The following is a 26,565-nucleotide window of genomic DNA, read 5'->3' on the forward strand; positions in this document are numbered from 1 at the left end:
AATCCCTTTGTATTTAAAACTTTTTAATCAAAATACAATTTTATTTAAATATTTTTTTACTGTAAATAATAAAAATTTTAGCACTAACTTTCATCATCTTTTAAAGTAATTTCAGTTACTTCTTTATTCCCAAACTCTTTAAGTAACTCTTTTGAATTATATAAATCTTCCTCTTCTTCTATAACTTCTTTACTTTTTTCTTTAACTTCTTCTTCATTCGATTTTTTGTTTTGTTCTTTTTTATTCATAGATAAAACTTCATTTATATCTTTTTCAATAGCATCATCATCTGTTTCACTCTCTTCTACTTTGTTTTCAATAAAATCTTCTACTTCTTCAACATCAATAAATTCATCTAGTTTAACATCATTTCTAATAGTATATCCTGTTTCTGTTCTAACCATAAATAATTCTTCTAATAATTTATTAAGTTTCTCAATTTCAGTATTAAGTTGTACTGTATCAACATTTAATGTTTTTGAAACATTATAAAATACATTGAAACTTTCATTAATACTATTTATTGTTTTTGTTATTAATTCAAGATTTTTCTTTTCAAGATTTGAACCTTCAACAATTTCATCATGTTTTTTAGTTATAAAATTAATTCTGTTGTTAATCATATCAAAAAATTGAATAATTCTTGAATAAAGTTCACTAAAATTTTCTAAATCTTCTCTTGTTCTTTTTAATCTTATATTTACTTTACTTGCAATTTCATCAGTTTGATCTGCAAGTTGTCTAATTTCAGAAGAAACAACAGCAAACCCAGATCCTACTTCACCAGCTCTTGCTGATTCAATTGCTGCATTTAAAGATAAAAGATTGGTCTGTTCAGAAATATCTGATATATTGATTACTGAAAGATTAATTTCATCAAATAGTTTAATTAAATTTCTTGTTCTCTCTCTTAAATTATCAAGTAAGTCCTCACCAATATAAATCGTTTTCTTAGCTTCTTTAATCTCTTTTTCAAGTTCAAATATCTTTAAAGATATTTCACTGTTTCTTAATAATATATTTTCAATTTTTTCATTAATATCTTTTATGCTATTAGAGAATTCATTTGTTAATAAATTTATCTTTTTTACAATCTCAGTATTAGATGAAGATAGTTTTCTAAAAAGCTCCATTTCATTCTGTAAGGTATTTAAAGTATTGTTAAAATTACTTAAAAGTTCAGAAGAGTGTAATTCAAGATCTCTAATTTCATTAATATTTGACCTTACTTCAATTTTTTTATTGTAGTTTTTTGTTTCTAATATTTCATGAAATAATTTCTGCAATTTAATAATAGGTTTTGAAACAAAATTTACCAAAAATAAAGTTGTTATAATCAATACCAATATTGCAATAAGCGAAAAATATAACATCGATTGTCGAATCTGAAATAAAGATTTATAAAATTCATCATTAGAAACTGAAATTAAAATATATATTTTCCACGGTGCAAATTTTAATATTACTCCATGCCTTTTTATATTATCAAGTGTAAAATCAATATATTTATAATTTGCTTCTCCAAATGTTTTTACAAATTTATAATAAGGAGTATTTTTAATAGAGGTTCCTCTAATTCTACCCTTTGAATCTACTATCAATTTGCCATCATAATCAAACATAGAATTATAACCTTCTTTACCAATAAGAATATTCATTAGAAAAATACTTGCTTTTGAAATATAAGTATTATAAAACTGTTGTTCATCAGTTGCCTGTCTTAATCTATCTTCTTCTAACCTTATTAGATAATAATAGAGGTCACTTCTTCTTGTATCAATCAATTGATGTACTAGATCAGATGTATAATTGTATGTAATATTGTAAAAAATAGGAATCATTGTACTGAATATTAAAATTGATATAGGTAGAAAATATAGTAAAAAGTGATTTCTTAACTTCATTTTTCCTCGTAGTGCTTAGTATTTTATAATTATTAAAATATAAATTATTAGTTTTTATCAAACATAATTTATATTAGTAAATTATATAAAATTTTATATTATAATAATATATCAAAAACTTTATTTTATTTTTAACACTTTTTAATCATTTGTTATTATTTTTTTCGGCCAAAAAACTTCAAATGCTGAATAAAATTTCATAAATTTGTCTAAACTTAATTTTCTATCAATTTGAAAGTATTTTCCTTTAACATAAAAACCAAAATCAACTCTTTTTTTATAAAAATCAAGTTTTGATGAATTATATATATTTTTATATACCAATTCTAAATCATCAAAACTATAAACTTGCTTTTTATACAAAAAAACCAGACCCTTTTTAATTATAATAGAATTTTTAGATTTATCAAATGTGATTGAGTGTTTATATATAGTCCCAAGTAACACCATTAAGGGAATAAATATGGTAGTAAATTTTCCAAAATTAGTATTTTCTGTAAAATCTTGAGGTTTAAAAGTAAAAACAAACATTAATATTAGAGAAAGTAAAAAAAATATACTAATTCCCCTTAAAAACGGGTGCATCGCAAATGTTAATTTATTTTTATCTTTAGAAATATAAATATCATAGTATGTCATCTTTAAAAAAGACCTCTTCTATAAATTTTATGCCCACATTTTTTACAAATAATTTCAACATAACTTGTTCCAATATGGTTTCTTTTAAAACCAGATTTGTATAAATTTGCATTACAATTAGGACAAAAAGTGTATTCCTTTTTATGCTTTATGTAATATATATAATTTATAATAAATTCTATAAAATACGCAATAAAAAATATGGTTCCTGCTAAAATAAAAGATAAAGCAAGTATTTCTATATAGCCTTTATTAAAATCCATTAACATAATTATATCTGTAGTTTTTATATTTGAATATTCATGTATAAGAATTCCTGTACCAAATAATAATGCAGCAGCACTTTGCATTTTTAAAAAAATAGGAATATTGAAAGAAACAACCAATTTTTTTATTTTCATTAAAAATTTATCCATAATAACTCTTTAAACAAAATAATAGTTTTAATAGATATTATATTCTTCTAATAATTTTTTTAATTCTTTAACTTTGTCAATATTTATAATTGACCCTTTATCAATACTTTCAATCTTTCTATAATGTGAATCTAAAAACTCAGAAACAGGATAGTATAATATTGAACCATTATTTAAAATATAATATCTAATACCTCTTAAAGGAGGATAAACTATTTTATTTCCATTGTTTTTAGAATAGTAAATAATTGTAAAATTATTATATTCTTTTCTATTGTCCAAAATTTCAGTTAAAAACAAACCACTTATTTCTGAAGTTTTTTCATCAGTCAATAATATAACATTGTTTTTATAGTGAATTCTTTTATATTTAGCTAATATAAACTCTTTTTGTTGTACTATATCTCCATAATTATTTCTATACCATTTAACATCAGAAGGTAAAAATGAAGAATATAATGTTAAATAATTCTTTTCATCTCCAAAAGGGAAACCTCTTAAATCTAATATAATAAGTTTAGATTCTTTAATTTTTTTAAGAACAATCTCCAGAGTTTTTTCTGACCATAAAGAATTTATTTTAATGTAAGTTGCATTTTTAACTGGATTAATTTTATCTAAACTATTTATATCAAAATTTATCTCTTTAATTATGTAATCATCTTTTAATTTATTTCTTTTAATTTTTGATATCTTTTTGGTATTTTCAAGATCAATGTATCCAATATAAATAGAATTATATTTTTCCAAAAATTCATTTATTAATCTATATTTTTCCTGATTATTTTTAGCTTTTTTAATTTTTTGATAATAAATTTTATATTCTTTATGAGTATTAAAGATTTTTATACCAGTTTTAGAAACAATATCAGCATTAGTTATTTCAAATATATTTTCAAAAACTTTTAATGGGTGATCAATTAAAATATTATCATAAATGAATATTACTAAAGCTATAATAAATATAGTATATGAAATTAAAGCAAATAAATTGCTCTTAAATTTTTCTTCAAAATTTTTATATATCATAATTTTTCAGATCATTATATTCAATATAAATGACATGCAACAAAATGCCCTGGTTTAACTTCTTTCAATTTAGGTGTTTCTTTTTCACAAATATCCTTTTTATATTTACATCTAGGGTGGAATGCACATCCAGAAGGTGGATTAATAGGAGAAGGTACATCTCCTTCTAAAATAATTCTCTTTTTATTTTTATTATCTGGATCAGGAATTGGAACAGCTGAAATTAAAGCTTGTGTATAAGGATGCAATTTATCCTCATATAATTTTTCTCTTGATGCAATTTCTACAATTTTTCCAAGATACATAACAGCAACATCATCAGAAAAATATTCAACAACTGATAAGTCATGAGCAATAAAAAGATATGTCAAATCAAATTCATCTCTAAGTTTGGCTAATAGTTTTAAAATCTGAGCTTGAATTGATACATCTAATGCTGAAACAGGTTCATCTAAAACTAAAAATTTTGGTCTTACAGCTAATGCTCTTGCAATACCAATCCTCTGTCTCTGTCCACCTGAAAACTCATGTGGATATCTATTGATATAATTTGGATCCAATCCAACTTTATCCATTAAATCTTTTACCATATCTTTTCTTTCTTTCTTTGTAGCATATAGCTTATGAATATCCAATCCTTCAGCAATAATATCACCAACAGTCATTCTTGGATTTAATGAACCGTATGGATCTTGAAAAATTATTTGAAAATTTCTTCTTGCATAATTTAATCTTCTTTTAGAATATGAATAAATATCATATTCTTTTCTCAAACTAAAATATTCCTCTTTAAGATTTTTATCCATCTCATCACCCTGGTCCATGAACATTTCTCTTAATTGTCTCATTCGTGTTACTTTTTCTTCAGGAACATCAAAGTACATTTCGCCTTCAGTTGGTTTATATAATCCTACAATTGTTCTTCCAACGGTTGTTTTTCCACAACCTGATTCACCTACAAGCCCCAATGTTTTACCTTTTGGAATTCTGAATGTTACTCCATCTACAGCTTTAACATAACCAACTACCCTTTTAAAAACTCCTGCTTTTATTGGGAAATATTTTTTTAGATTAAATAATTCAACCAAATATTTATTTTCTTCCATTTATTTGTCCTCCTAATCAGGTCAATTAAAATTAATCTTTTCTATCTATATAAACTATTAACTATTTTTTAATTTTATTAATTAAAAATTTTTTATTATTTCTATTTTTTTATCTCTTTTACAAAATTGTATTTTTTATTATTAATATAAAACACATCTTACAAAATGTCCTGGTTTAACTTCTTTTAAAGGGATATCTCCCTGTCTGCAAGCTTCAGTAGCTTTTGAACATCTATCTGCAAAATAGCATCCTTTAGGAAGATTAATTAAATTAGGAACTCTTCCAGGGATCTCCTGTAATTCTTTATTTCTATGTCCTAATACTGGAATAGAATTTAATAACCCTTGAGTGTAAGGATGCATTGGATTTTTAAATAGTTCATGAACATCAGCTTTTTCAACTATTACACCTGCATACATAACAGCAACTTTATCCACAGTTTCAGCAATTACAGCTAAATCATGTGTAATTAAAATAACAGCTGAATTGAATTTTCTTTGCATTTCAACAATTAAGTCTAATATTTGCGCTTGAATTGTAACATCTAATGCTGTAGTTGGTTCATCAGCAATTAGTAATGAAGGATTACATGCTAATGCCATTGCTATCATAACTCTCTGTCTCATACCACCAGACATCTCATGAGGATAATTTTTAATTCTTTGAGTAGGTGAAGGGATACCAACCAATCTTAACATTTCAATAGCACGATCTGTTAACTCTTTTCCTCTTAAATCTGTATGTAATTTAAGCACCTCTTCAATTTGATGTCCAACAGTAAATACTGGATTTAATGCTGTCATCGGTTCCTGAAAAATCATAGAGATATCATTACCTCTGATCTCTCTTAATTCTTTTTCACTTTTTTCAAGTAAATTTTCACCATTAAACCAGATTTCTCCATTTAAAATTTTTCCAGGTGGATCTGGAATTAACCCCATAATTGATAAAGAAGTTACAGATTTACCACATCCTGATTCACCAACTAAACCCAATATTTCACCTTTATCTACTTCAAAGGACACATCATTAACAGCTTTAACAACACCTTCTTCTGTAAAAAAGTAAGTTTTTAAATTTCTAACTTCCAACATTGATTTTGGAGTGTAAATTTTTGTTTCAGTACCTGTTGATTTATTTACATTTGTCATTAAATATCCCCCTATAGATTTCTTAACTTAGGATCTAAAGCATCCCTTAAAGCATCACCAAAAATATTAAGTGATAATATAAAGAAAAACATTAAAACTGTTGCACCAAATAAATTTTGCCAGTGTTGAGCTATTAACTCCTGAGCTGAATCAGAGATCATAATACCCCATGTTGGTACTCCAACAACTGTTAATCCTAAAAAAGCTAAAATAACTTCAGTTTTAACAACACTTACAAATGCTAAAACAGAGTTAATGATAACAAAATGAAAAACATTTGGCAATATGTATTTAAAAATTATTCTAAAATCAGATGCACCTAAAGACCTTGCTGCTAAAACATATTCAAACTCTTTAGCTTGAATAAAAGTTCCTCTTATAATTCTTGCAAGACCTATCCAGCTGGAAACTGCTAGTGCAAAGGCAATATTTATAAAACTTGTCCCTAAAACAAGAATTAATGCCATGATTAATAATAACCCAGGTATAGATTGAACTGTAGCCATTAACCAAACTACAAGTTCATCAATTATTCCACCATAATATCCAGCAATTGAACCAAAAATAATAGCTAAAGCTACTAAAATAACAACCGTTAATGTACCCAACATTAACGATATCTTTGTTCCATATACAGCTCTTGCCAATATATCTCTTCCAAATGTATCAGTTCCAAAAGGATGTTCCCATGATTTGAATATAGGAAAATATCTATTATCAAGATGATATGACATTGCTGCTTCTTTAATATGAAAAAGATTTAAAGCTGATACTAAAGCTAAAAATAAATAAATTATAATTATAATAAAAGCAACAACTGCCAGTTTGTTTTTAAGTAATCTATGAATTGCATCCTGGAGAAGAGATCTACCCTTTATCTCTTTTCCAGCCTCTAAACTTATTTCCTTAGTAGACATAAATTCCTCCTTAGCTCAATCTAACTCTTGGGTCAACAAGAGCATATAAAATATCAGTAATTAAATTAAATACAACAAAAAATAATGTATAAACTATTACCATAGCTTTTAATACAGATAAATCATACTGCTGGACAGCAGCAACTGTTAAAAAACCAATTCCTGGTATTGAAAAAAATCTTTCAAGTAAAAAACTACCAGTTAATAAAAATGGAATAGCTATAACAACATAAGTTAAAATTGGGATCAATGCATTTTTAAACACATGTTTAAACATTATTGTGTTAAAACTTACACCTTTAGCTCTTGCAGTTCTTACATAATCTTTATTAACTTCTTCTATAAAAGTAGTTCTAAAAAATCTAATATCATAACCAACTGCTATCAACACCCATAATAACCAGGGTAATAATAGATATCTAATTTGACCAGCACCTCTTGTCCAACCGGATACAGGAAAAAGTTTTAAATCATACGCTAGAACTTTTTGTCCAAATAATATAAGTACTAACATAGAAATTGACATACCAAATACCGAAATGACAGTCAAAAACTTATCAATAAATTTTCCTCTGTTAAAAGCACAAATTAAAGCCAGAATTAATGATATGACCAGCTCATAAAAAAAAGCTGGAAATGTTAATATAGCAGAATTTGGAACAAATCTTTTAATTAAAAAAGAAATTTTCTGCCTTTGAGATAGAGACTTTCCAAAATTAAATGTAATTATTTGTCTTAAATAATCTAAATATTGGAAAAAAAGAGGTTTATCAAGCCCTAGTTCATGTTTTGCAGCTTGAATATCTTCCTGGGATCTTGACTTCTGAGACATAATATTATATATTACTCTATCTGTACCACCTACAACATTAAAAATTATAAAAAATACAAAAGCAACCCCCAATATAATAGGGATAAGATAAAGTAATCTTCTTATAATATAGTGTAACATACATAACTCCTATAATGCGGTTTTTATGCAATTAATAACATATACTTAAAAAAAATTTTTTAAAGTAAAATTTTAAAAATAAATACTATTTTTTATAATTTATTTATTTTAAACAAATATTTACATTTATTATTAAATTGTCAAAATTAAATATATTTTTAAAAAACAAAAGCTTTTATTTTTATTCTTTTTTCAAATAAAGCTTAATAAAAAACATAAAAAAAAGGGGCTGTCTTAGATCTTAAGGCAGTCCTTTTTTTTAAAAAAAATAAAAATATAAAAATTTATAAATTAAAGGAAAAAATAAAAGAATTTTCAAATGAATTATTTAATAAATATAAAAAATAAGGTAAAATTTTTCCTTTATTTAGTTTAAACAACTTTCTAATATTATGTGCTATACTTATTAATCCCCATTCTATTTTTACATTATTTATTCCTCTTAACATAAATCTCCTGAATCCCATATTGTGTTTAATATCTCCAAATACGGTCTCAACTTCTATCTTCCTTCTAAATGATAACTCCTGTCCCATTAATGTTGATAAATTCGATTTAACTTCTGATTTTAATTTTAAAAATACTGGATTTACCCATATATTCTTGTAAGGTTTTCCTTTACTACACCTATCCTGATAAATACAGCCTTTACATCCATTTGTTGAATATACTTTGTATAATTCTAATTTCTTCCTTTTTGTAGATCTTGCAGTATAAACATATTTTAATTCTTTCCCATTTGCACATATAAAACAATCTTTTGACTCATCATATTTCCAATTCTGTCTGTTTAATTTATCCTTTTTAAAACTTCTTTTACTTTCTTTAAAATATCCTGAATATTTAACATAATTATTTATTCCTCTCCTTTTTAAATATAAATAATTATAAGTAGAACCATATCCTGCATCAGTTATTAAATTTGTTGGTTTTCTCCCTGTCTTTGATATTAAACTTTCTAAATGAGGGATTAAGGTGTTTGTATCTGATCTATCTTGATGGATACTACACCACAATATAAATTGATTTTGTGTGCCTATCTGTACATTATAGCCTGCTTTTAATTGACCATTTAACATTGCATCTTCTTTCATCCTCATAAATGTAGCTTCTTCATCTGTCTTAGAATAACTATTACGTCCTTTAAATTTCTTTTCCTGCTCTTCATATCTTTCTAATCTTGGTATATAATCCTGTTTTAACTTCTTAATACTTTTTTTTAATTGTTTGCTCTTTTTATCCTTTTTATCTTCTCCTCCTTCTTTCAATACTTCTTCTAATTCTTTTGCTATCTTTTTTAGTTTCTCTGAATCTAATACTTCCTTTTTACCTTTAGATTCTTCAGACTCTTTTTCTTCATAATATCTATCTTCTTCTTCATTTAAATAATCTATCTCTTTTAATAATTTCTTTACATTTTCTTTAAGCTTCTTTTTGTAATTTTTTATGCTCTTTGACCATACAAAACTATATTTATTCGCATTAGCTTCTATTTTTGTCCCATCTAAAAAATAATTGTTTAAATCTACATAACCTGTTTCATATAAATAGGATAATAATATACTGAATATTTCTTCCAAATGTCTTCCTAACTTCTCTTTCCTGAATTTGTTTATTGTCCTGAAATCTGGATAATTCTTCCCACTTAACCACATGAAATATATATTCTCTCTTAATGCTTTGGCTATCTTCCTTGATGAATATATTTTCTGGGTATAAGCATAAACTATTACCTTTAAAAGCATCTTCGGATGATAACTACTTCTACCTCCTCCTTTATAGCTTCTGTAAAGAAAATTTAAATCCATATTTTCTATTAAATCATTTACTATTCTTACTATATCATTTTCTGGTATATATTCTTCTAATCTTTCTGGAAATAATAGTGGTTCATCCTGTATATATCTTTTAAATACTACCTTATTATGTACTTTTGTTCTTCTCTTTTTCATAATTCAATTATAGCAAATAATTTGTAAAAAAAAAGAGGTTGTCCCCAAGTTTTGAGACAACCCCCATTTTTTTATTAAAAAATACTATTGTCCTTTTAATTGGTTTCTTAAATCAACATCGATATCATAGTATTTAGCATAACCAAAACCAATATCTCTGTAGAATCTATTTTTTAACCATTTGTAATATAAAGCATAGGATTTTCTGTGTACACCTAAAATCCATGGACAATCTTCAGCAGCCATTTTGCCTAATTGAGCATATAATTTGCTTCTTTCAGGAGAATCCTGCATTACAACAGCTTTTTCATATAACTTGTTAAATTCAGGATTGTTGTAATTAGCAGCATTAGGGCCAGGTGCAGCATTTGGTCCATATAATAATTGTAAGAAGTTCTGAGCATCTGGGTAATCAGCTCCCCAACCTATACCACCAATTTGAACCTGTTTTGAGTCAATTTTGTTTAAGAAAGTTGGCCAGTCAACCTGTTCAATTTCAATATTAACACCAATTTGAGCCATTTGTTCTTTAAAGAACTCAGCCATTTGTCTTGCAGTAGTAGAATTTAAAGCAGTAAATTTAAAAGTTGGTAAACCTTCACCATTTGGAAAACCAGCATCAGCTAATAATTGTTTAGCTTTTTCAACATTATAAACACCATAAGGGTTAACATAGTTTTTATCATAACCACCAAGACCTGGAGGTATAGCAGTTTGTGCTTTGATAGCTCTATTGTTGTAGAATATTTCTATAACTTTATCTCTATCATAAGCCATTGACATAGCCTGTCTAACTTTTTTATGAGTTCCTAAGAAAGGATCTTCCATATTAAAGAAAGTATATGTTAAATCTAAAGATGAATTAATATCAAGAATAATACCTTTCTTTTCTAATTCTGGAGTTAATTTCTGATCTGGTGTTACAGCCTGTGAAAAGTTATCTTTAGGAATTGATGAATAATCCAATTCACCATTCATAAATTTTAACCATTGTGGCTGTGATTCTTCAATAACATAATAAACTATACCATCTATAAAAGGAATATCTTTACCAGCAGGAGTCAATAATCCTTTTGCTTTAGCTTTCTCGCCAGCTACTGAAGGATATTTAGCACCTCTCCAGTAAGGGTTTCTTACCAATACATGCTGGTTACCAATAATACTATTTTCATGATCATAAGCAAAAGGACCAGTACCTATTGGATGGTTACCAAATTCATCACCATAGTAATCAACAACTTCTTTAGCAAGAGGCCATGTAAAAGTCATTGCTAATGTGTATAAAATCTGTGGATAAGGTTTTGTTAATTTAATAACAAGAGTATCATCATCTACAGCTTTAACACCTTCAATTGGTGCAGAATAATCAGCTTTACCTGATTTTTTAGCTGCTGCTCTCCATTCATTTAATCCAGCAATGTAGCCATCAAATAGCCACCAACCACCAGATTTAACAGCAGGATCAGCTAATCTTCTTAAAGAGTATTCAAAGTCATGAGCAGTAACTCTTCTACCTTTTCCATTTTTGAATACTTCTTTTTCAGGATCATAGAAAAATGCGTCTTTTCTGATTTTGATAGTGTAAGTTAAACCATCAGCTGAAACTTTTGGCATTCCATCAGCAATCAATGGTTCCAGTTCATAGTAATCTGATAAATATTTGTACTGAAATAAACCTTCAAAAATATTTCCTGCAACTGTACCAGTATAAAGGTCAGTTATATTTGCAGGATCAAAAGGTTTTAATTTTGCTGGTACATAACCATACAAAATTTTTTGAGTTTTAGCACCACCCTTACCTGCAAAAAAGGAAAATACAAATAAACCTAGTACAAGCAGGATAGCAACAATTTTTAGAGTTTTCTTCATCTTGTTCCTCCTATAATTATAGAGAAATTCTCTAAATAAATATTATTAAGGTTTTCATATTTGTCAACATTTTTTTACAAAATTCTATTTTTTTTTAATATCTCTTCTATGAAAATTTTAAAAAATATATAGAAACTAATAAATTCTTGATTCTTATATAAGTAAAAACTTTTATTTAAAAGGGAAATTAAAGTATTTTGTTTTCTTTATAAATTTAAATGTTTAAAAAACACCATAATCACAAATTTTAACATTTGTTAATATGTGTTCTTTTTTTCTACCAATTTACCTAATTATATTTTGAAATTCCCCACTTTTTCATACAATTTTTTAAATTTCAATAATGTAAGAGGTAAAAATGAATTATTAATATTTGACTTTTAATAATTTTAAGCAAATATATTAAAAAGAATTTTTTATATAAAAAAGAATTTTTATAATATATATGAGTTAGAAAAATTTATAATATTTATTTTTTTGTTAGCAAAAAATCCGCAAGCCGCCTTATGAATATTTATATTAATGGGGATACGATAGTTAAAAGGTTTAAGCCGATAGAACCGTTATTTAAATCTTTGATGTTTGAGGAGGTAAGAGTATGAGAAAAGAAGAAATTAAAAAATTATTGAGAAAGGATATGGAAGAATTAAAGAAATTCGGTGTAAAGACAATAGGCATTTTCGGCTCAGCAGTCAGGGATGAATTAAGAGAAGATAGCGATATAGATATTGTTGTTGAGTTTGAAAAAGGTAAAGCAACTTTTGAAAACTTCGGGGGGTTAGTAGAGTTTATGGAAAAACTATTTAACCGAGAAGTTGATATTTTAACACAAGGTGGAATTGAAAGTATAAGGATTAAGTCTGTAAAAGAGAGGATAAAAAAAGAGGTAGAATATGTATAAAAGAGAGACCAAAGAATATATTTTAGATATGTTTTTAGCCTGTCAGAAGATTTTAGAATATACTAAAAATTTATGTTTTGAAGAATTTGCAGAAGATAATAAGACATTAGATGCAGTAGTCAGAAATATTGAAATAATTGGGGAAGCAGTGAAAAATGTTTCAGAGAAGTTTGTAAAAAAATATCAAGATGTGGAATGGAGTAAAATTGCACGAACACGAGATAAATTTATACACTTTTACTTTGGAATTGATAAAGAAGTGGTATGGGACATAGTATATGAAAATATACCGGTGCTTTTTGAAAAACTGAAAAACATTATTAAAGGAGAGGGCTGGGAAGATGAAATTGAATCTTGAAAAACACTTAATTTTAAACAAATACTTTCTAAATCTCTTTGGTTTTAACAGCTTTAATGATTTAAGAGATAAACTAAAAGATATAGAAGAAGGTTATGACACCACAGGAAAAAGTTATTTTGTTAATGTCTTAATTGGATTAAAACCGGAATGGGAAGCGGAACTTTTAAGATACGATGAAACAATAAAAGTGAATGATTAACTTATGTTAAAAATATAACAAATTACAGGTGGCTTGGAATAATTACCCATACATTATGAAAGAGAACCAAAAATAAATTTACAGGATAATAATGTGAAAATCCTTATTACCAACGATGATGGAATTTATTCTGATGGCTTAAAAACATTAGAAAAATTATTAAACAAAATCCCTGATACTGAAATTTTTATTGTAGCACCTGATGCTGAAAAGTCCGGAACTTCTCATTCTGTTTCATTATTTAAACCCATTTTTTATGAAAAAATTAGTGATAAAAAATATTCTTTATCAGGATTTCCAGTTGATTGTGTTTTCTCAGGAATTAAAGGTTTTTTTAAAGAGATTGATTTTGATGCAGTTATTTCAGGAATAAACAGAGGCCCGAATCTTGGAACTGATATTTTCTATTCTGGAACTTTTTCTGCAGGAATGCGTGGTGCTGAAGAAGGGATCCCTTCTTTTACATTTTCCATAAATAAATATACTGAACCTTTCGGTTTTGATAAAATTGGAAAAACCCTTAATAATATATTTTTAAAATTATATAACAACATTGATACAATATTACAAAAAGGATTTATTTATTTTAAAAATTCAATATCATCTTTTATTCCAGAAGAATCAAATTTTTATAAAAACCTGATACTTTCTGTGATTTTTAATATCAATTTCCCTGATCTAACATATTATGATAAAATTAAAGGGATAAAACCTGCATATTTATCACAAAGGGATTATAAAGACTATGTTTTGTTTGAAGAGAAAAAAGGGGAAAAATTTCTGATTGTAGAAGGTGGTTATCCTGCAGAATGTTACACTGAATATACTGATGCATATTTTGTTCATAATGGATATGTTTCAATAACTCCTGTATTTTATCCAAATTTTGGAACACCTTTTATTAGGCCTGAAACTATTGTAGATCTTTTTAATTAGTAATATTTTATTAAATTAATAAATAAATCAATAAAAAGAGATTAATACAAACTTTTAAATAAATTTTAATAAAAAATTATTATTTATCGTTTTATAAAATAAAAATTTTCTTTTGGAGGAGAATAAATTTAAATGATCAAAAGTATAGATAAATATCTTGCAAAAGCTAAAAAATATTTTGAATCCGGTGAATTCAACAAAAGTTTAAAAGAATTAGGGAAAATTACTTTTTTAGAACCTGAACATGAAAAAGCAAATTATTATAAAGGTCTAATATATGCAAAAAAAGGGAAAATTAATGATGCAATTTTAAGTTTAAAGATAGTTTCATCAAAAGCTGAAGATTTTTTTATAAGAAATCAAGTTAATTTATTACTTGGATATCTTTATTATAAAATTAAAAAATATAAAAACGCGATTTTTTATTTTCAGAAAATTCTTGATTCAGGATTAAATTCATCTCCAACATATAATGCTTTAGCAACATGCTATTATGAAATTGGAGAAACAGCTAAAGCAATAAGCCTTGCACAAAAAGCATTAGATACAAAAAAAGATAATTACAATGCAATGAACACTTTAGGATATATTTTAGTTGATTCAGAAACTGATATTGATAAAGGGATAGAATATATTAAAAAAGCATTACAACAGGATCCAGATAATCCTGCAAGATTAGACTCAATGGGATGGGCTTATTATAAAAAAGGGGATTATAATTTAGCTCAAACTTTTTTAAGGAAAGCTTACACCATTGCACCTAAGGAAAAGGAGATTATGGAACATTTGAGAAAAGTTTTATCTAAAATTAAGGATTAACCTTTAAAATAAACAATCTAATACAATTTAATATTGATATATAATTTAATATTTATAACTCAATATTCCTTTTAATTCTTTTCTCATAATCTATTATTTTTCTTTTATAAGCTCTATTAATTAAAGGAGAAGATATTAAAAAATCAGCAGAAGCAAAGTTGTTAGCTATTGGAATATTATATAAAACAGCAATTCTTAATAAAGCTTTTACATCTGGATCATGTGGTAAAGGTTCCATAGGGTCCCAGAAAAAGATCATCATATCAATTATACCATTAACAATTGAAGCTCCTATTTGTTGGTCTCCACCCAATGGACCACTTTTAAATTTATTCAATTTCAACCCTGTTTTTTCTTCAATAATTTTACCTGTTGTTCCAGTTCCAAACAATTCATGGTGTTTTAAAATATCAACATTATTTTTTACCCATGAAAGCAAATCTTTTTTTCTTCCATCATGAGCAATTAAAGCTATCTTTTTTCTTGGTTCCATTTCAACTTCAAAATAATATCCCATAATTTATCCCCTTTTATTTTCTTTCTCATAATCTTCGATAATTTTCTTATTAAATCTAAAATTTAAAAATCTTTCTTTTAATTCTTTAGACCTAAATTTTTCAAGTTTTTTCATTAAAAAATTATAAGCAATTTTCAAATAATGCTTTTTATTAGAAATATTATCTTTGCAATATTTATATTTCAAATAAAAGAACATAGCTTTATATTTAAAGTCAGTAATTAAATTAAGACCAATATAAGACTCCCCTTCATTTAAATAAAATAGAACTTTTTCAAAATTCTCTTTTTTAACATTAATTAAAATTAAAATTAAAATCAATTCAAATGTTTGTAAGTGGTCTCCCTCAACAATAGATATATTTAATGCTGTTTTTGCTTTTTCTTCAGATTTTACAAGATTTCCTTCAAGTAGATACCCCTCTGCTAAAAAGGTAATAACCTTTGTTTTAAAATAATTATTTTTTAATTGTATAGAATAATATTCAGCTTTTTGTAAAAATCCACTCCCATTTTTTTTATCTCCAAGATAAAATAAAGAAATACCTAAATAAGCATAAATTTTTGAATAAAATCTATAATTAGGAACAACATTGTTTATAAAATCATAAGCATAATCTTTTAACCTTGTAAAATCTCCTATTTCATATAAAAAATCAATTATATAGTTTATTACTAATAATTTATAATTTTCTGGTAAATTTTTTGAATTTTTATATAGAGACAATATACTATCAAGACCTTCTTCATACAATCCTCTATAAAAATTATAAAAACTTAAACCAATTTGCCTTTCGGTTTCATTTACAATTTCATTAATTATTTTTATTGATTCTTCTTCTTTATTTATAAATAAACATGAAATTGCAGTAAACCTTTGAACATTTGAAAGATGATCAATATTTTCAGTTTTATTTTTTTTATAATAAAATATAGCTTTTTTACCAAAAAAATGTGCATTTTGATAATCAAATTTTGTAAAATAATAAGATGACAACAAATGATAAAACAAACCAAAATAATTTTCTTTTTCTAATTTAAATGCAATATTGTAAATTGAATTAATTATATCTGTTATATCCTCAATTCTACCATTATTATACAATATTGTATATTTAATAAATAAAAGCTTTATCTTTCCTTCATAATCATTGTTATCAAGATTATCAATTACTTTATCTAAATAATCCATTTGATCAATTGTAAAATGATCAAAATAATTAATGATGAAATCCTTGGCTTTTGTATAATTTTGTCCATTTACAAGATGATACAAAATTATGAATATATTTTTGGACCTTTTTTGAGAATATAAATCAGCAATCAAATTATGTAACAATACTTTATTCTGATTCAAAATAGAATTATAAACTGTATCCTGAATAATTTTCTGTCTAAACTTATAATATGAATTATCTTTTATTAAATACCCATCTCTAACAAGAATTTCTAAAATATTGTATATATCAATAGCATTATTTGAGGTTTTATTATACAAATATTCTATTTCTTCCTTTTTGAATGGAATATTAAATACAGAGCATATTTTTAATACATATTTATATTTGAAATCCAATCTATCAATATTTGACAGGATAAGATTCTGAATCGACACAGGAATCTCATTAATATTTTTTGTTTTATTTAAAAACTTTGAATACTCTTCAATAAAAAAAGGATTACCTTTTGTTTCTTCAAGCAATGATGCCAATAAACTATCATTTAATTTAAATTTAACCATTTTTTGTAATAGCAATTTTGATTCTTTAATTGATAAAGGTTCTAACTTTATTAATTTGATTCCAGGGAAAATTTTAAGTAAATCATTTCTAATTGCTCTTGATGAAAGTATAAAAAAAGGTTTAATATTTGATTTTTCTATTAAAATTCTTAAAAAATCTCTACTTTTTTTATCTATAAATTCAGCATTGTCAATTACAATAATAACTGAATATAAACTTTCTTTGTACTTTTCAAATATATTTATAAATATTGTTAAAAATGTATCATATAACAATTTATCATTAATCCCTTGATTTTTTTTATTTAAATTCTTGTCTAATATTAAAGAATTGTCTAATACATAGTTATAAAAAACTTTTAAAAGTTCTTCATCTATTTCCATCTTTTTTTTTATTTTCAATTTTACCTTTTCATATTCATCATCTTTATTTATTTCAAAATAATTTAATAACATCTTACTTATAATATCAAAGTCATTTTGACTAAAAGAATTTGCTTTTGCATAAAGAAATTGGTTATAAAATTCGGGGAATTTTTTTATTTTATTTGAAAATTCATATATTAATCTACTTTTCCCAATACCTGCATCACCATAAATATAAAATGAAGTTAATATTTCCTCTGTATCTTTTAAATACTTTTTTAAAAGAACATCTATAATATTTTTTCTTCCAACAAATGGAGAAGAATAACTTGATATCTCTTTAATACCAATAACTTTATAGGCAACTACAACTTCATCTGTTTTATCTAATTTTATTGAAATTGGTGATGAAAAATTAAAGATTGTTTCACATTTCTCTTTTGTTTCCTCAGCTACAATTATCTCATTTTCTTTTGCATAATTTTCCAGACGGGACGCTACTGCTAAAGTATGGCCAGTTACAACATCAAATTCTCCTCTTTTCCCAATTGTAACTAACCCTGTATTTATTCCTGATTTAAATTTTAAATTTATATCCGGGTTATCGATTTCTTTATTAAGTCTTTCTATTTCATTAATAAATTCTAAAGCTGCATAAATAGCTCTTGCTGGATCATCTTCATGTATAGATTTGGCTCCAAAAACAGCTACTAAAGCATCCCCTATATATTTTTCAATGAAACCTTCATATTTATTTACAACTTTTGAAAAAGCACTAAATATTTTGTTCATTAAAATATCTATCTCTTCAGGATCCAGATTTTCAGAAAGTTTTGTAAAACCTTTCATGTCAGAAAAAATTACAGTTACTTCTCTTCTTTCCCCATGTTTTAATTTAATAATATTTTTACTATCCATGTTTTTCTTCTATTTATTTTATATTTCTTCTATTTAACCTATATCTGTTTTTAATTTATTTTTTTATTACCTTATGTCTATTTTATAACTCTCTTTAATTTATAACTCTGTAATTTATTATATAAATATCTTCTCATTATTTTAAATTTGTTTTAATTTTTTATATATTTATTTTCTTTTCTAATTATTTCCTTTTCTGGTTATTTTAATTCATATTTCTCAAAATTTTTCGAATATTCTAGTTTCTTTCTATATTTTTTTTATCCTATTTATTTTACATATCTATAACTCTTTTTATTAATTTTACTCTTATCTATTTTTATATTATTTTTGAAATGTCTAAAATTTATTTTTTTTCTTTTTATTGTTATATTTTTTAATTTTTGTCTTTTGTTTTCTATATTTGTTAATAACAGTTTTACTAAACCCCAGGTTGGATAAATGATTAATATCCTTTGTCCAATTTTTTTCAACTTTTACAAATAGATTTAATTTAACTTTTTTTTCAAAAATTCTTTTTAGTTCCTTTTGAGATGCAAGTCTAATCTTTTTAATCATTTGTCCATTTTTCCCTATTAAAATGGGTTTTTGACTGTTTTTCTCTACAACAATATTAGCATCTATTTCAATTAATTGTTCATCTTCTAAAAACTGAATTATTTCAATATATGTTGAATATGGAATCTCATTTTTTGTAAAATAAAAAACCTCTTCCCTTATAATCTCTTCAGCTTGCTCCCTATCAGTTATATCTGATATAATATCCTCAGGATAATAAAATTGTTCAACATTTTTTAAATAAACATATATATTTTCAACCACATTTTTTACATCTTCCCCATTTAAAGTGGAAATTAACAATATTTTGTCAAAAATCGTTTTTTTTGAATTAATTAGTTCGTATTTTTCTTTATTTATCCCTAAATCTTTTTTATTTAAAAGACATATTTTAGGTATTTTTACTTCTTTCAAAATTCCTAATAAAATATTTTCATCTTCATCAATTTTTTTTGAAATATCAGTTATAAAAATAACAAGGTCTATACCTTCAAGAGATTCTAAAATCTCTTCAACCATTAATTTGTTGAATAATTTGTCAGATTTGTGAAATCCAGGAGTATCCACAAAAACAATCTGTTTATTACCTTCTGTAAAAAAACCTTTAATTTGTTTTCTTGTTGTTTGAGGTTTTGAAGAAACAATTGATAATTTATCATTTAAAACCCTATTTAAAAAAGTTGATTTTCCAGAATTTGGTGTCCCAACAATTGTGACAAATCCTGCTTTTACCATTTTTTATCTCCAATCTATAAAATAAAACATTTGTGTAAATTGTAAATAAAAACAAATTAAAATGGAATAGTATAAGTGGAAATTTAAAATTAATAAATAAGCAAAATTAATTATATAAACAAATAAAATTAATAAAAGTAAAAATAAAAAAAATAATGATAAAAATAAAGATGATAATAAAAATAATAATTAAATCTGAAAAAAAATATTGTTTAAGAGATATAATTGTTAAATACTGAAATAAAAATTAAATAATAAAATAAAAAGATTTTTAAATAAGGAATTTAATTTATTATGACTTACTGAAAAATAATTAAAATTATATATTAATATTTTAATTAATAGTTTATCACTTCGTCAACTTTTCCGTCAAAATCAGTATCTTTTTCTATTTTATAGATATACCCATCAACCACATAAATCCATATATCTATTCTTCCATCATTATTTTTATCTATCTCTTCTCTAACAAATTTACCATCTTTAAAATATTTGAAATCATCAAATACACCATCATAATCTGTATCAAATTTTTCATAAACTAAAATTGCATTTGTTTCTTTAATTGTATACTTAAAAACAGCATCAACTTGACCATCATAATTCATATCCATTTCAATTTTAGAAACAAATGTATTAATAATCCAAACCCATCTATCAGCTTTTCCATCACCATTTGTATCATATTCTCTAACCTCTTGAGAAAAAATAACAATTGTAAAAATAAACAAGAATAATAATAAAAATAAATATATATTAATTTTTTTCATAAAAAACCCTTATAATTTAATGCTTTTAATTTAATACATTTTTAATCGACCAATTTATTTTTTTTAATTTTTAACATTATCACTAAAATTTGTTATTTTATAAAATTTTTTATTTTAATTTATCTTAAGATTGTATTATAAAAAAATTACTTTCATTTTTTTAGTTATCGATAGAAAAACAGATATCTACAATCAAATGGGATAATAAGACATTTTTTTTTAATAAATTAATTTAATAAAATAAATAGTAATAAAAAATTTATCATTTAGAGTTTAGAAAAATATAAAAAATATAATTTATAAAAGTATAATTTGTAACAAAAATATAGTTAAAAAAATATTCAAGTTAAAATAAATCAAACAAATTTAATTATTTTTACTATGTCTCTCTTTTTCTCTTAATTTTGATATTTTAAATTTTTTAATTAATTGATCACATGCATCATTAACGGCTTGAACTCTATCTTTATAATACCCTGCTTTAATCATCTCATCAATTTCCTGTAATAAAATTTCTGAAACTTCAATAGGTACACTTTTCATTTAAGCTCCTTTTAAATTTTGTAATATTTAAACATTTATTTAAAGATAAGTCAATATTGACATTTTGTAAATATCATGTTTATTTTTTTTAGAGGTATTTATGAAGAAAAACAAGAAAATTGATAAAAAGACTATAACCATTTCACAACAGGAAAAAGGAAAAATTGTTATTGAACTTTCAGAAAATATTGAGTTAAATGACATTGCTAATTTTTCAATGAGTTTATTTTCTTTGTTAATTGATAGAACTGAAGTAAATGAAAACTCATTGATCGATATGTTGCAGGTAATGTTAGAAGTAATGATTAATAATATTGAAAAAGATGATAATAAATCAAATACTTATAAAACTACTTCAATTTATAATAATTCTAATTTAAGTGAAGAAGAAATTGAAATGGCAGAAATATTTTCCAGAGCCTGGAAAAACAACCTTTTAAATTTCAAATAAACAATTTTCCATAATTTTAACTTTATTATTTCTTTACTTTCTTATTTTTATTTAAAAAATAGTCTTTTTACAAATGTTATTTTGATTGATTATTAATATTTTGATTATATATTTATTTTAAGGATAAATTTAATAAAATAATATTATCTTTTATCAATCTGTTTTTAGTTATTTTAAATGTTTAATAGTAAAAGTTTATTTAAAATATTTTTATTTAAATTTATAATATTAACATTTACTTTACAGGAGAACAAAAATGAAATCAGCCTTTATAGTTGTTGATGTGCAAAATGACTTTTGTAAAGGTGGTGCTTTAGAAGTTAAAAATGGGGATGAAGTTGTACCAATAATAAACAAAATCATTGATAAATATGAAAACAAATTTTATAAAATAATTGCTACTCAAGATTGGCATCCCCAAAATCACATCTCATTTGCTAAAAGTCATAATAAAAAATTATATTCTACAATTGAAATTAATGGTATACAACAGGTTTTATGGCCTGTTCATTGTGTAGAGGGAACAAAAGGAGCTGATTTTCACCCTGATTTGGATACAAAACATTTTAATCTTATTATAAGAAAAGGAAATAATGTAAATATTGATTCATACTCAGGTTTTTTTGAAAATGATAAATCTACAAAAACTGGTTTAGAAGGTTATTTAAAAACCCTTGGTATAAAACAAGTCTTTATAGCTGGCCTTGCATTCGATTTTTGTGTAGCCTATACTGCATTTGATGCAAAAAAATTGGGATTTGAAACATTTATAATAGAAGATGGTACAAAAGCTGTTGACCTACCTGAAGGATATGCAGAAAAAATAAAAAAAGAATTAATTTCAAATGGGATAAAAATTATTTATTCTTCAAAAACAATAGAATTTTTATAAAATGTAATTATATAAAAACGAATTTTATAAAATTTATTTTTTAAAATTTACTTTTTTAATTTAACAATTGCATCTTTAATAATTTTTTTATTGACTGCTATTATAGATTGATAAAAATTTGAATCATAACATCCAATCCATATTGAATTAAAAAATAATAATAAAACTTTTATTCATAATAATTGATTATCTTTACATTTATAAAATCTTCAAAAATATCTTCAATATTCCAATCTCCAAAAGATGTTGTATCAATGTAATACAATTTCCTAATTATTTCCTTTTTAATAAAACATTAAAATTTAATAAAACATTAAAACAAATATAATAAAATACAACTTTAATAGCAGCTTAAAGAACAAATCTTATAAATAAAAAGGTACTTAAAAAATAAATAAGAACTATATTTAAAAAAAGTAGATAAATATCCTAAAATTTAAATTACAATTTTAGTTGATTTTAAAAAAATTAAAAATACTATTATAGAGAAGTGTTAGTATTAACTTTTTATTTATTTAGGAGATTTCAATGTTAGAAAATCTTTTTTTATTAACTGACCTATATGAACTTACAATGATGCAAGGATATTTTTACAAACATAAAAATATTAATGTAGTATTTGATATGTTTTTTCGAAAATTCCCATTTAAAGGGGGATATGCTATATTTGCTGGTCTTGAAACTTTACTAAAAGCTTTAAAAAACATCAAAGTTACTGAAAAAGAAATTGAATATCTCAAATCATTGAATACATTTAAAGATGAATTTTTAGAATATTTAAAAGATTTTAAATTTTCTGGAGATATATATTCTGTTAGAGAAGGAACAGTTGTTTTTCCTAATGAACCTTTAATAAGAGTTGAAGCAAACATTATAGAAGCTCAGTTAATAGAATCAATGCTTTTGAATATAATTAATTATGAAACTTTAATTGCTACTAAAACAGCAAGGATTGTTGAAAGTTCAAAAAATGGTAAAATTCTTGAATTTGGATTAAGAAGAGCTCATGGCCCATATGGAGCAATTTTAGCAACACGAGCATCTTATATTGGTGGAGCAATAGCCACTTCAAATACAATGGCAGGAGAAATGTTTGGAATACCTGTTTCAGGAACAATGGCTCACTCATGGATAATGTCTTTTCCTACAGAACTTGAAGCATTTGAAGCTTATGCTGAAATGTACCCGGACAACTGTATTTTGTTAGTTGATACTTATGATACTTTAGAAAGTGGAATTCCAAATGCTATAAAAGTATTAAAAAAATTAAAAAAGAAGGGTAAAAAAAATTTTGGAATAAGATTAGATAGTGGTGACCTTGAGTTTTTAAGTAAAGAAGCAAGAAAAATGTTTGATAAAAACAATTTAAAAGAAGCAAAAATTTTTGTTTCTAATGAACTTGATGAATTTATAATAGAGCAACTTATTAACAATGGTTCTCCTATTGATGCATGGGGAGTTGGTACTAACCTGGTAACTGCAAAGGGTGATCCTTCTTTAAGTGGTGTTTATAAAATTTCAGCTAAAAAAATAAAAAACAAATATATACCAACAATAAAAATATCTAACAATATAGGGAAAACAACAAATCCAGGAAGAAAAAATGTTCTAAGATTTTATGATAAAGATGGTTTTATGATAGATGATATAATCTTTCTTGATTGTAAAAATATAACTGATAATGTATTGAAAAAAGTAAAAAAACAAATGCTTATTAAATGTTATCACCCTTATCTTGAACATGAATTTGTTGAACTTTCTAATTATGAGAAAACTGAAATTTTACTACAAAAAGTTTTTGAAAATGGAACACCATTAATTAAATTTGATAATTTAAAAAAAGTTCAAGAAAATACTTTAGAAAATTTAAAAAAATTGCACTATACATATAAAAGACTTATCAATCCACATATTTATAAGGTAAGCCTTTCAGAAGATTTAAAAAAACTTAAATTTAAAATGATAGAAGAAATAAAGGGAAAATAATAATTTATTATTTAGCAAAAAAAACAAAATTTAATAAATAATTTAAAAATTTAGATTTATTAATTTATATTGTTAATACTTTCTTAATATGAAAATATAATAAATATTATTTAAATTAAAAACATTTAAAAAAAGGTTGCAATAATCTAAAACAGAAGTTATAAATTCTAAAATCATATAAAGTACAAATAATATTTGATAATATCAAAAAATATAAATTATATTTACCAATATAAAAAATCTATTATTGATAATTGTTTATTATAAACTAAAATAAATAAACCAGATTAGTAGAAAAGTTAATATAAAAAAATGTAAAAACCTTAATTATAAAAATTACAATATAAAAGTTTTACTAAATAAATTGAACAAGAAAAGAAAGGAGAAAATATATGAGTAATTTAGCTAAAGATTTAAAGAGTGTTGACCCTGAAATTTATTCTGTAATTCAAAATGAATTAAAAAGACAGGAAGAAAAATTAGAATTAATTGCTTCAGAAAATGCAGTATCAAAAGCTGTTTTAGAAGCTCAAGGTTCTGTATTAACAAATAAATATGCCGAAGGGTATCCTGGTAGAAGATACTATGGTGGTTGTGAATGGGTTGATGAAGCTGAAAGATTAGCAAGAAAAAGAGCTAAACAGTTATTTAATGTAAAATATGTTAATGTTCAACCCCATTCTGGAGTTCAAGCTAATATGGCTGTTTATTTTTCAATATTAAAACCAGGTGATAAAATGTTTGGCATGGATCTCTCCCATGGTGGACACCTTTCACACGGTTCTCCTGTTAATTTTACAGGAAAAATGTATCAGGTTTTTCATTATGGTGTCAATAAGGAAACAGAACAAATAGATTATGATGCTCTGGAAGAAGCTGTAAAAAGAGAAAAACCAAAATTAATAGTTTGTGGTGCATCTGCTTATCCAAGAATTATTGATTTTAAAAGATTTAGAGAAATAGCAGATAAAGTTGGTGCTTATTTAATGGTAGATATGGCTCATATAGCTGGACTTGTAGCTGCAGGATTACACCCAAATCCAGTTGAACATGCTCACTTTGTTACTACTACTACACATAAAACTCTGAGAGGTCCTAGAGGTGGTATGGTAATGACTAATGATAAAGACCTTTATAAACTCATCAATAAAACAGTTTTTCCTGGTATTCAGGGTGGTCCTTTAATGCATGTAATAGCAGCTAAAGCTGTTGCATTTTATGAAGCATTGCAGCCAGAATTTAAAGAATATCAAAAAAGAATAGTTGAAAATGCAAAAACATTAGCGGATGAATTAGCAAATAGAGGTTTTAGAATTGTTTCTGGTGGAACAGATAATCATTTGATGCTTGTTGATGTTACACCAAAAGGATTAACTGGAAAAGAAGCTGAAGAACTTTTAGATAACTCAAACATAACTTGTAATAAAAATACAATCCCTTTTGACCCAAATCCTCCAAAAGTTGCATCAGGAATTAGATTGGGAACACCACAATTAAGTACAAGGGATATGGGAAAAGAAGAAATGAAAATTATTGCAGAACTTATTGATAGAGTATTAACTAAAAAAGATGAAAAAACTCAAAATAAAGTAAAACAGGAAGTTATAGAATTATGTAAAAAATTTCCATTATATAAGGGAATTTTATTTTAAATTAATTAAAATATTCATATTAAAAAACTAAACTATTTGTTTATTTTATTAGTAGGGGTTATCCTTAAACTTAAAGGATATCCCCTTTTTTTATAGTCATTATATATATTTTAAATAAAATTTATTTTAAATAAAAAGAAAACTATTTTATAAGTTTTTAGACAGCCTTTTTTTCAGTTTAATTTATTTGATTATTCTTATAGATAATTTTTTTAATTATTTTTATTTACAATTTCAATTTTTGGTTATATTTTATACTTGTTGATATTAGCAATTATTTTATTA

Annotated in this window: 24 protein-coding genes; 9 read left to right on the plus strand and 15 right to left on the minus strand. The window is 24.5% G+C overall.

What is annotated here, in order from left to right:
- Positions 1 to 83 precede the first annotated feature (83 nt).
- From ACZ5EC_RS09060 to ACZ5EC_RS09105, 10 genes are all read right to left on the minus strand, one after another.
- Positions 84 to 1,904: a methyl-accepting chemotaxis protein gene (locus tag ACZ5EC_RS09060; RefSeq protein ID WP_464302155.1), complete on the minus strand. Its 1,821-nt coding sequence runs from the start codon at positions 1,902 to 1,904 to the stop codon at positions 84 to 86.
- A gap of 141 nt (positions 1,905 to 2,045) precedes the next feature.
- Positions 2,046 to 2,543 carry a hypothetical protein gene (locus tag ACZ5EC_RS09065; RefSeq protein WP_464302156.1) on the minus strand — a complete coding sequence of 166 codons (498 nt, stop codon included), beginning with the start codon at positions 2,541 to 2,543 and terminating at the stop codon, positions 2,046 to 2,048.
- 2 nt (positions 2,544 to 2,545) lie between these two features.
- Entirely contained in the window at positions 2,546 to 2,959 is a 414-nt protein-coding gene (locus ACZ5EC_RS09070) for a hypothetical protein (protein ID WP_464302157.1), read from the minus strand.
- A gap of 27 nt (positions 2,960 to 2,986) precedes the next feature.
- Positions 2,987 to 3,988: a S41 family peptidase gene (locus ACZ5EC_RS09075; RefSeq protein ID WP_464302158.1), complete on the minus strand. Its 1,002-nt coding sequence runs from the start codon at positions 3,986 to 3,988 to the stop codon at positions 2,987 to 2,989.
- A gap of 20 nt (positions 3,989 to 4,008) precedes the next feature.
- Positions 4,009 to 5,094, minus strand: coding sequence for an ABC transporter ATP-binding protein (locus tag ACZ5EC_RS09080; RefSeq protein ID WP_464302159.1), 1,086 nt, complete (start codon positions 5,092 to 5,094; stop codon positions 4,009 to 4,011).
- Between the two features lie 141 nt (positions 5,095 to 5,235).
- On the minus strand, positions 5,236 to 6,246 hold the full coding sequence (locus ACZ5EC_RS09085) for an ABC transporter ATP-binding protein (RefSeq protein ID WP_464302160.1): 1,011 nt from the start codon (positions 6,244 to 6,246) through the stop codon (positions 5,236 to 5,238).
- A gap of 11 nt (positions 6,247 to 6,257) precedes the next feature.
- Positions 6,258 to 7,163, minus strand: coding sequence for an ABC transporter permease (locus ACZ5EC_RS09090; protein ID WP_464302161.1), 906 nt, complete (start codon positions 7,161 to 7,163; stop codon positions 6,258 to 6,260).
- Positions 7,164 to 7,173: 10 nt separating this feature from the next.
- Positions 7,174 to 8,115: an ABC transporter permease gene (locus tag ACZ5EC_RS09095; RefSeq protein WP_464302162.1), complete on the minus strand. Its 942-nt coding sequence runs from the start codon at positions 8,113 to 8,115 to the stop codon at positions 7,174 to 7,176.
- Positions 8,116 to 8,399: 284 nt separating this feature from the next.
- A complete protein-coding gene (locus tag ACZ5EC_RS09100) occupies positions 8,400 to 10,067 on the minus strand; it encodes an IS1182 family transposase (RefSeq protein ID WP_464302163.1) in 1,668 nt (555 codons plus the stop codon).
- 84 nt (positions 10,068 to 10,151) lie between these two features.
- Positions 10,152 to 11,936 carry an ABC transporter substrate-binding protein gene (locus ACZ5EC_RS09105; RefSeq protein WP_464302164.1) on the minus strand — a complete coding sequence of 595 codons (1,785 nt, stop codon included), beginning with the start codon at positions 11,934 to 11,936 and terminating at the stop codon, positions 10,152 to 10,154.
- Positions 11,937 to 12,534: 598 nt separating this feature from the next.
- Here ACZ5EC_RS09105 and ACZ5EC_RS09110 point away from each other — a divergent pair.
- The 5 genes from ACZ5EC_RS09110 (at position 12,535) to ACZ5EC_RS09130 (ending at position 15,152) form a co-directional block, all read left to right on the plus strand.
- Positions 12,535 to 12,837, plus strand: coding sequence for a nucleotidyltransferase family protein (locus tag ACZ5EC_RS09110; RefSeq protein ID WP_464302165.1), 303 nt, complete (start codon positions 12,535 to 12,537; stop codon positions 12,835 to 12,837).
- On the plus strand, positions 12,830 to 13,195 hold the full coding sequence (locus ACZ5EC_RS09115; protein ID WP_464302166.1) for a HepT-like ribonuclease domain-containing protein: 366 nt from the start codon (positions 12,830 to 12,832) through the stop codon (positions 13,193 to 13,195). Before ACZ5EC_RS09110 ends, ACZ5EC_RS09115 begins: the two co-directional genes overlap by 8 nt.
- Positions 13,179 to 13,397 carry a hypothetical protein gene (locus tag ACZ5EC_RS09120; RefSeq protein WP_464302167.1) on the plus strand — a complete coding sequence of 73 codons (219 nt, stop codon included), beginning with the start codon at positions 13,179 to 13,181 and terminating at the stop codon, positions 13,395 to 13,397. The genes ACZ5EC_RS09115 and ACZ5EC_RS09120 overlap by 17 nt, the downstream gene beginning before the upstream one ends.
- A gap of 93 nt (positions 13,398 to 13,490) precedes the next feature.
- Positions 13,491 to 14,333 carry a 5'/3'-nucleotidase SurE gene (gene surE / locus ACZ5EC_RS09125; RefSeq protein ID WP_464302168.1) on the plus strand — a complete coding sequence of 281 codons (843 nt, stop codon included), beginning with the start codon at positions 13,491 to 13,493 and terminating at the stop codon, positions 14,331 to 14,333.
- Positions 14,334 to 14,465: 132 nt separating this feature from the next.
- Positions 14,466 to 15,152 carry a tetratricopeptide repeat protein gene (locus ACZ5EC_RS09130; RefSeq protein ID WP_464302169.1) on the plus strand — a complete coding sequence of 229 codons (687 nt, stop codon included), beginning with the start codon at positions 14,466 to 14,468 and terminating at the stop codon, positions 15,150 to 15,152.
- Between the two features lie 52 nt (positions 15,153 to 15,204).
- Here ACZ5EC_RS09130 and ACZ5EC_RS09135 read toward each other — a convergent pair whose 3' ends face one another.
- From ACZ5EC_RS09135 to ACZ5EC_RS09155, 5 genes are all read right to left on the minus strand, one after another.
- Entirely contained in the window at positions 15,205 to 15,669 is a 465-nt protein-coding gene (locus ACZ5EC_RS09135; RefSeq protein ID WP_464302170.1) for a methylglyoxal synthase, read from the minus strand.
- 3 nt (positions 15,670 to 15,672) lie between these two features.
- Positions 15,673 to 18,693 carry an adenylate/guanylate cyclase domain-containing protein gene (locus ACZ5EC_RS09140; protein ID WP_464302171.1) on the minus strand — a complete coding sequence of 1,007 codons (3,021 nt, stop codon included), beginning with the start codon at positions 18,691 to 18,693 and terminating at the stop codon, positions 15,673 to 15,675.
- 339 nt (positions 18,694 to 19,032) lie between these two features.
- Positions 19,033 to 19,986, minus strand: coding sequence for a GTPase Era (gene era, locus ACZ5EC_RS09145; protein WP_464302172.1), 954 nt, complete (start codon positions 19,984 to 19,986; stop codon positions 19,033 to 19,035).
- A 338-nt stretch (positions 19,987 to 20,324) separates the two neighbouring features.
- Positions 20,325 to 20,756, minus strand: coding sequence for a hypothetical protein (locus ACZ5EC_RS09150; RefSeq protein WP_464302173.1), 432 nt, complete (start codon positions 20,754 to 20,756; stop codon positions 20,325 to 20,327).
- A 366-nt stretch (positions 20,757 to 21,122) separates the two neighbouring features.
- Positions 21,123 to 21,299 (minus strand): ribbon-helix-helix domain-containing protein, encoded by a 177-nt coding sequence (locus ACZ5EC_RS09155; RefSeq protein ID WP_464302174.1) that lies wholly within the window; start codon positions 21,297 to 21,299, stop codon positions 21,123 to 21,125.
- Positions 21,300 to 21,399: 100 nt separating this feature from the next.
- Between ACZ5EC_RS09155 and ACZ5EC_RS09160 the strand changes: the two genes are divergently transcribed.
- The 4 genes from ACZ5EC_RS09160 (at position 21,400) to glyA (ending at position 26,280) form a co-directional block, all read left to right on the plus strand.
- Positions 21,400 to 21,750: a hypothetical protein gene (locus ACZ5EC_RS09160; RefSeq protein ID WP_464302175.1), complete on the plus strand. Its 351-nt coding sequence runs from the start codon at positions 21,400 to 21,402 to the stop codon at positions 21,748 to 21,750.
- 256 nt (positions 21,751 to 22,006) lie between these two features.
- A complete protein-coding gene (gene pncA / locus ACZ5EC_RS09165) occupies positions 22,007 to 22,642 on the plus strand; it encodes a bifunctional nicotinamidase/pyrazinamidase (protein ID WP_464302176.1) in 636 nt (211 codons plus the stop codon).
- Positions 22,643 to 23,170: 528 nt separating this feature from the next.
- Positions 23,171 to 24,628 (plus strand): nicotinate phosphoribosyltransferase, encoded by a 1,458-nt coding sequence (locus tag ACZ5EC_RS09170; RefSeq protein ID WP_464302177.1) that lies wholly within the window; start codon positions 23,171 to 23,173, stop codon positions 24,626 to 24,628.
- A gap of 392 nt (positions 24,629 to 25,020) precedes the next feature.
- Complete coding sequence (gene glyA / locus ACZ5EC_RS09175; protein WP_464302178.1) at positions 25,021 to 26,280, plus strand: serine hydroxymethyltransferase; 1,260 nt, start codon at positions 25,021 to 25,023, stop codon at positions 26,278 to 26,280.
- Positions 26,281 to 26,565: the final 285 nt, after the last annotated feature.

The organism is Exilispira thermophila (assembly GCF_055389015.1).

What these genes read in the sequence shown, in the direction of transcription:
- ACZ5EC_RS09060 (WP_464302155.1), bottom strand. Translation starts at nt 1,904, where the DNA reads ATGAAGTTAAGAAATCACTTTTTACTATATTTTCTACCTATATCAATT.
- ACZ5EC_RS09065 (WP_464302156.1), bottom strand. Translation starts at nt 2,543, where the DNA reads ATGACATACTATGATATTTATATTTCTAAAGATAAAAATAAATTAACA.
- ACZ5EC_RS09070 (WP_464302157.1), bottom strand. Translation starts at nt 2,959, where the DNA reads ATGGATAAATTTTTAATGAAAATAAAAAAATTGGTTGTTTCTTTCAAT.
- ACZ5EC_RS09075 (WP_464302158.1), bottom strand. Translation starts at nt 3,988, where the DNA reads ATGATATATAAAAATTTTGAAGAAAAATTTAAGAGCAATTTATTTGCT.
- ACZ5EC_RS09080 (WP_464302159.1), bottom strand. Translation starts at nt 5,094, where the DNA reads ATGGAAGAAAATAAATATTTGGTTGAATTATTTAATCTAAAAAAATAT.
- ACZ5EC_RS09085 (WP_464302160.1), bottom strand. Translation starts at nt 6,246, where the DNA reads ATGACAAATGTAAATAAATCAACAGGTACTGAAACAAAAATTTACACT.
- ACZ5EC_RS09090 (WP_464302161.1), bottom strand. Translation starts at nt 7,163, where the DNA reads ATGTCTACTAAGGAAATAAGTTTAGAGGCTGGAAAAGAGATAAAGGGT.
- ACZ5EC_RS09095 (WP_464302162.1), bottom strand. Translation starts at nt 8,115, where the DNA reads ATGTTACACTATATTATAAGAAGATTACTTTATCTTATCCCTATTATA.
- ACZ5EC_RS09100 (WP_464302163.1), bottom strand. Translation starts at nt 10,067, where the DNA reads ATGAAAAAGAGAAGAACAAAAGTACATAATAAGGTAGTATTTAAAAGA.
- ACZ5EC_RS09105 (WP_464302164.1), bottom strand. Translation starts at nt 11,936, where the DNA reads ATGAAGAAAACTCTAAAAATTGTTGCTATCCTGCTTGTACTAGGTTTA.
- ACZ5EC_RS09110 (WP_464302165.1), top strand. Translation starts at nt 12,535, where the DNA reads ATGAGAAAAGAAGAAATTAAAAAATTATTGAGAAAGGATATGGAAGAA.
- ACZ5EC_RS09115 (WP_464302166.1), top strand. Translation starts at nt 12,830, where the DNA reads ATGTATAAAAGAGAGACCAAAGAATATATTTTAGATATGTTTTTAGCC.
- ACZ5EC_RS09120 (WP_464302167.1), top strand. Translation starts at nt 13,179, where the DNA reads ATGAAATTGAATCTTGAAAAACACTTAATTTTAAACAAATACTTTCTA.
- ACZ5EC_RS09130 (WP_464302169.1), top strand. Translation starts at nt 14,466, where the DNA reads ATGATCAAAAGTATAGATAAATATCTTGCAAAAGCTAAAAAATATTTT.
- ACZ5EC_RS09135 (WP_464302170.1), bottom strand. Translation starts at nt 15,669, where the DNA reads ATGGGATATTATTTTGAAGTTGAAATGGAACCAAGAAAAAAGATAGCT.
- ACZ5EC_RS09140 (WP_464302171.1), bottom strand. Translation starts at nt 18,693, where the DNA reads ATGGATAGTAAAAATATTATTAAATTAAAACATGGGGAAAGAAGAGAA.
- era (WP_464302172.1), bottom strand. Translation starts at nt 19,986, where the DNA reads ATGGTAAAAGCAGGATTTGTCACAATTGTTGGGACACCAAATTCTGGA.
- ACZ5EC_RS09150 (WP_464302173.1), bottom strand. Translation starts at nt 20,756, where the DNA reads ATGAAAAAAATTAATATATATTTATTTTTATTATTATTCTTGTTTATT.
- ACZ5EC_RS09155 (WP_464302174.1), bottom strand. Translation starts at nt 21,299, where the DNA reads ATGAAAAGTGTACCTATTGAAGTTTCAGAAATTTTATTACAGGAAATT.
- ACZ5EC_RS09160 (WP_464302175.1), top strand. Translation starts at nt 21,400, where the DNA reads ATGAAGAAAAACAAGAAAATTGATAAAAAGACTATAACCATTTCACAA.
- pncA (WP_464302176.1), top strand. Translation starts at nt 22,007, where the DNA reads ATGAAATCAGCCTTTATAGTTGTTGATGTGCAAAATGACTTTTGTAAA.
- ACZ5EC_RS09170 (WP_464302177.1), top strand. Translation starts at nt 23,171, where the DNA reads ATGTTAGAAAATCTTTTTTTATTAACTGACCTATATGAACTTACAATG.
- glyA (WP_464302178.1), top strand. Translation starts at nt 25,021, where the DNA reads ATGAGTAATTTAGCTAAAGATTTAAAGAGTGTTGACCCTGAAATTTAT.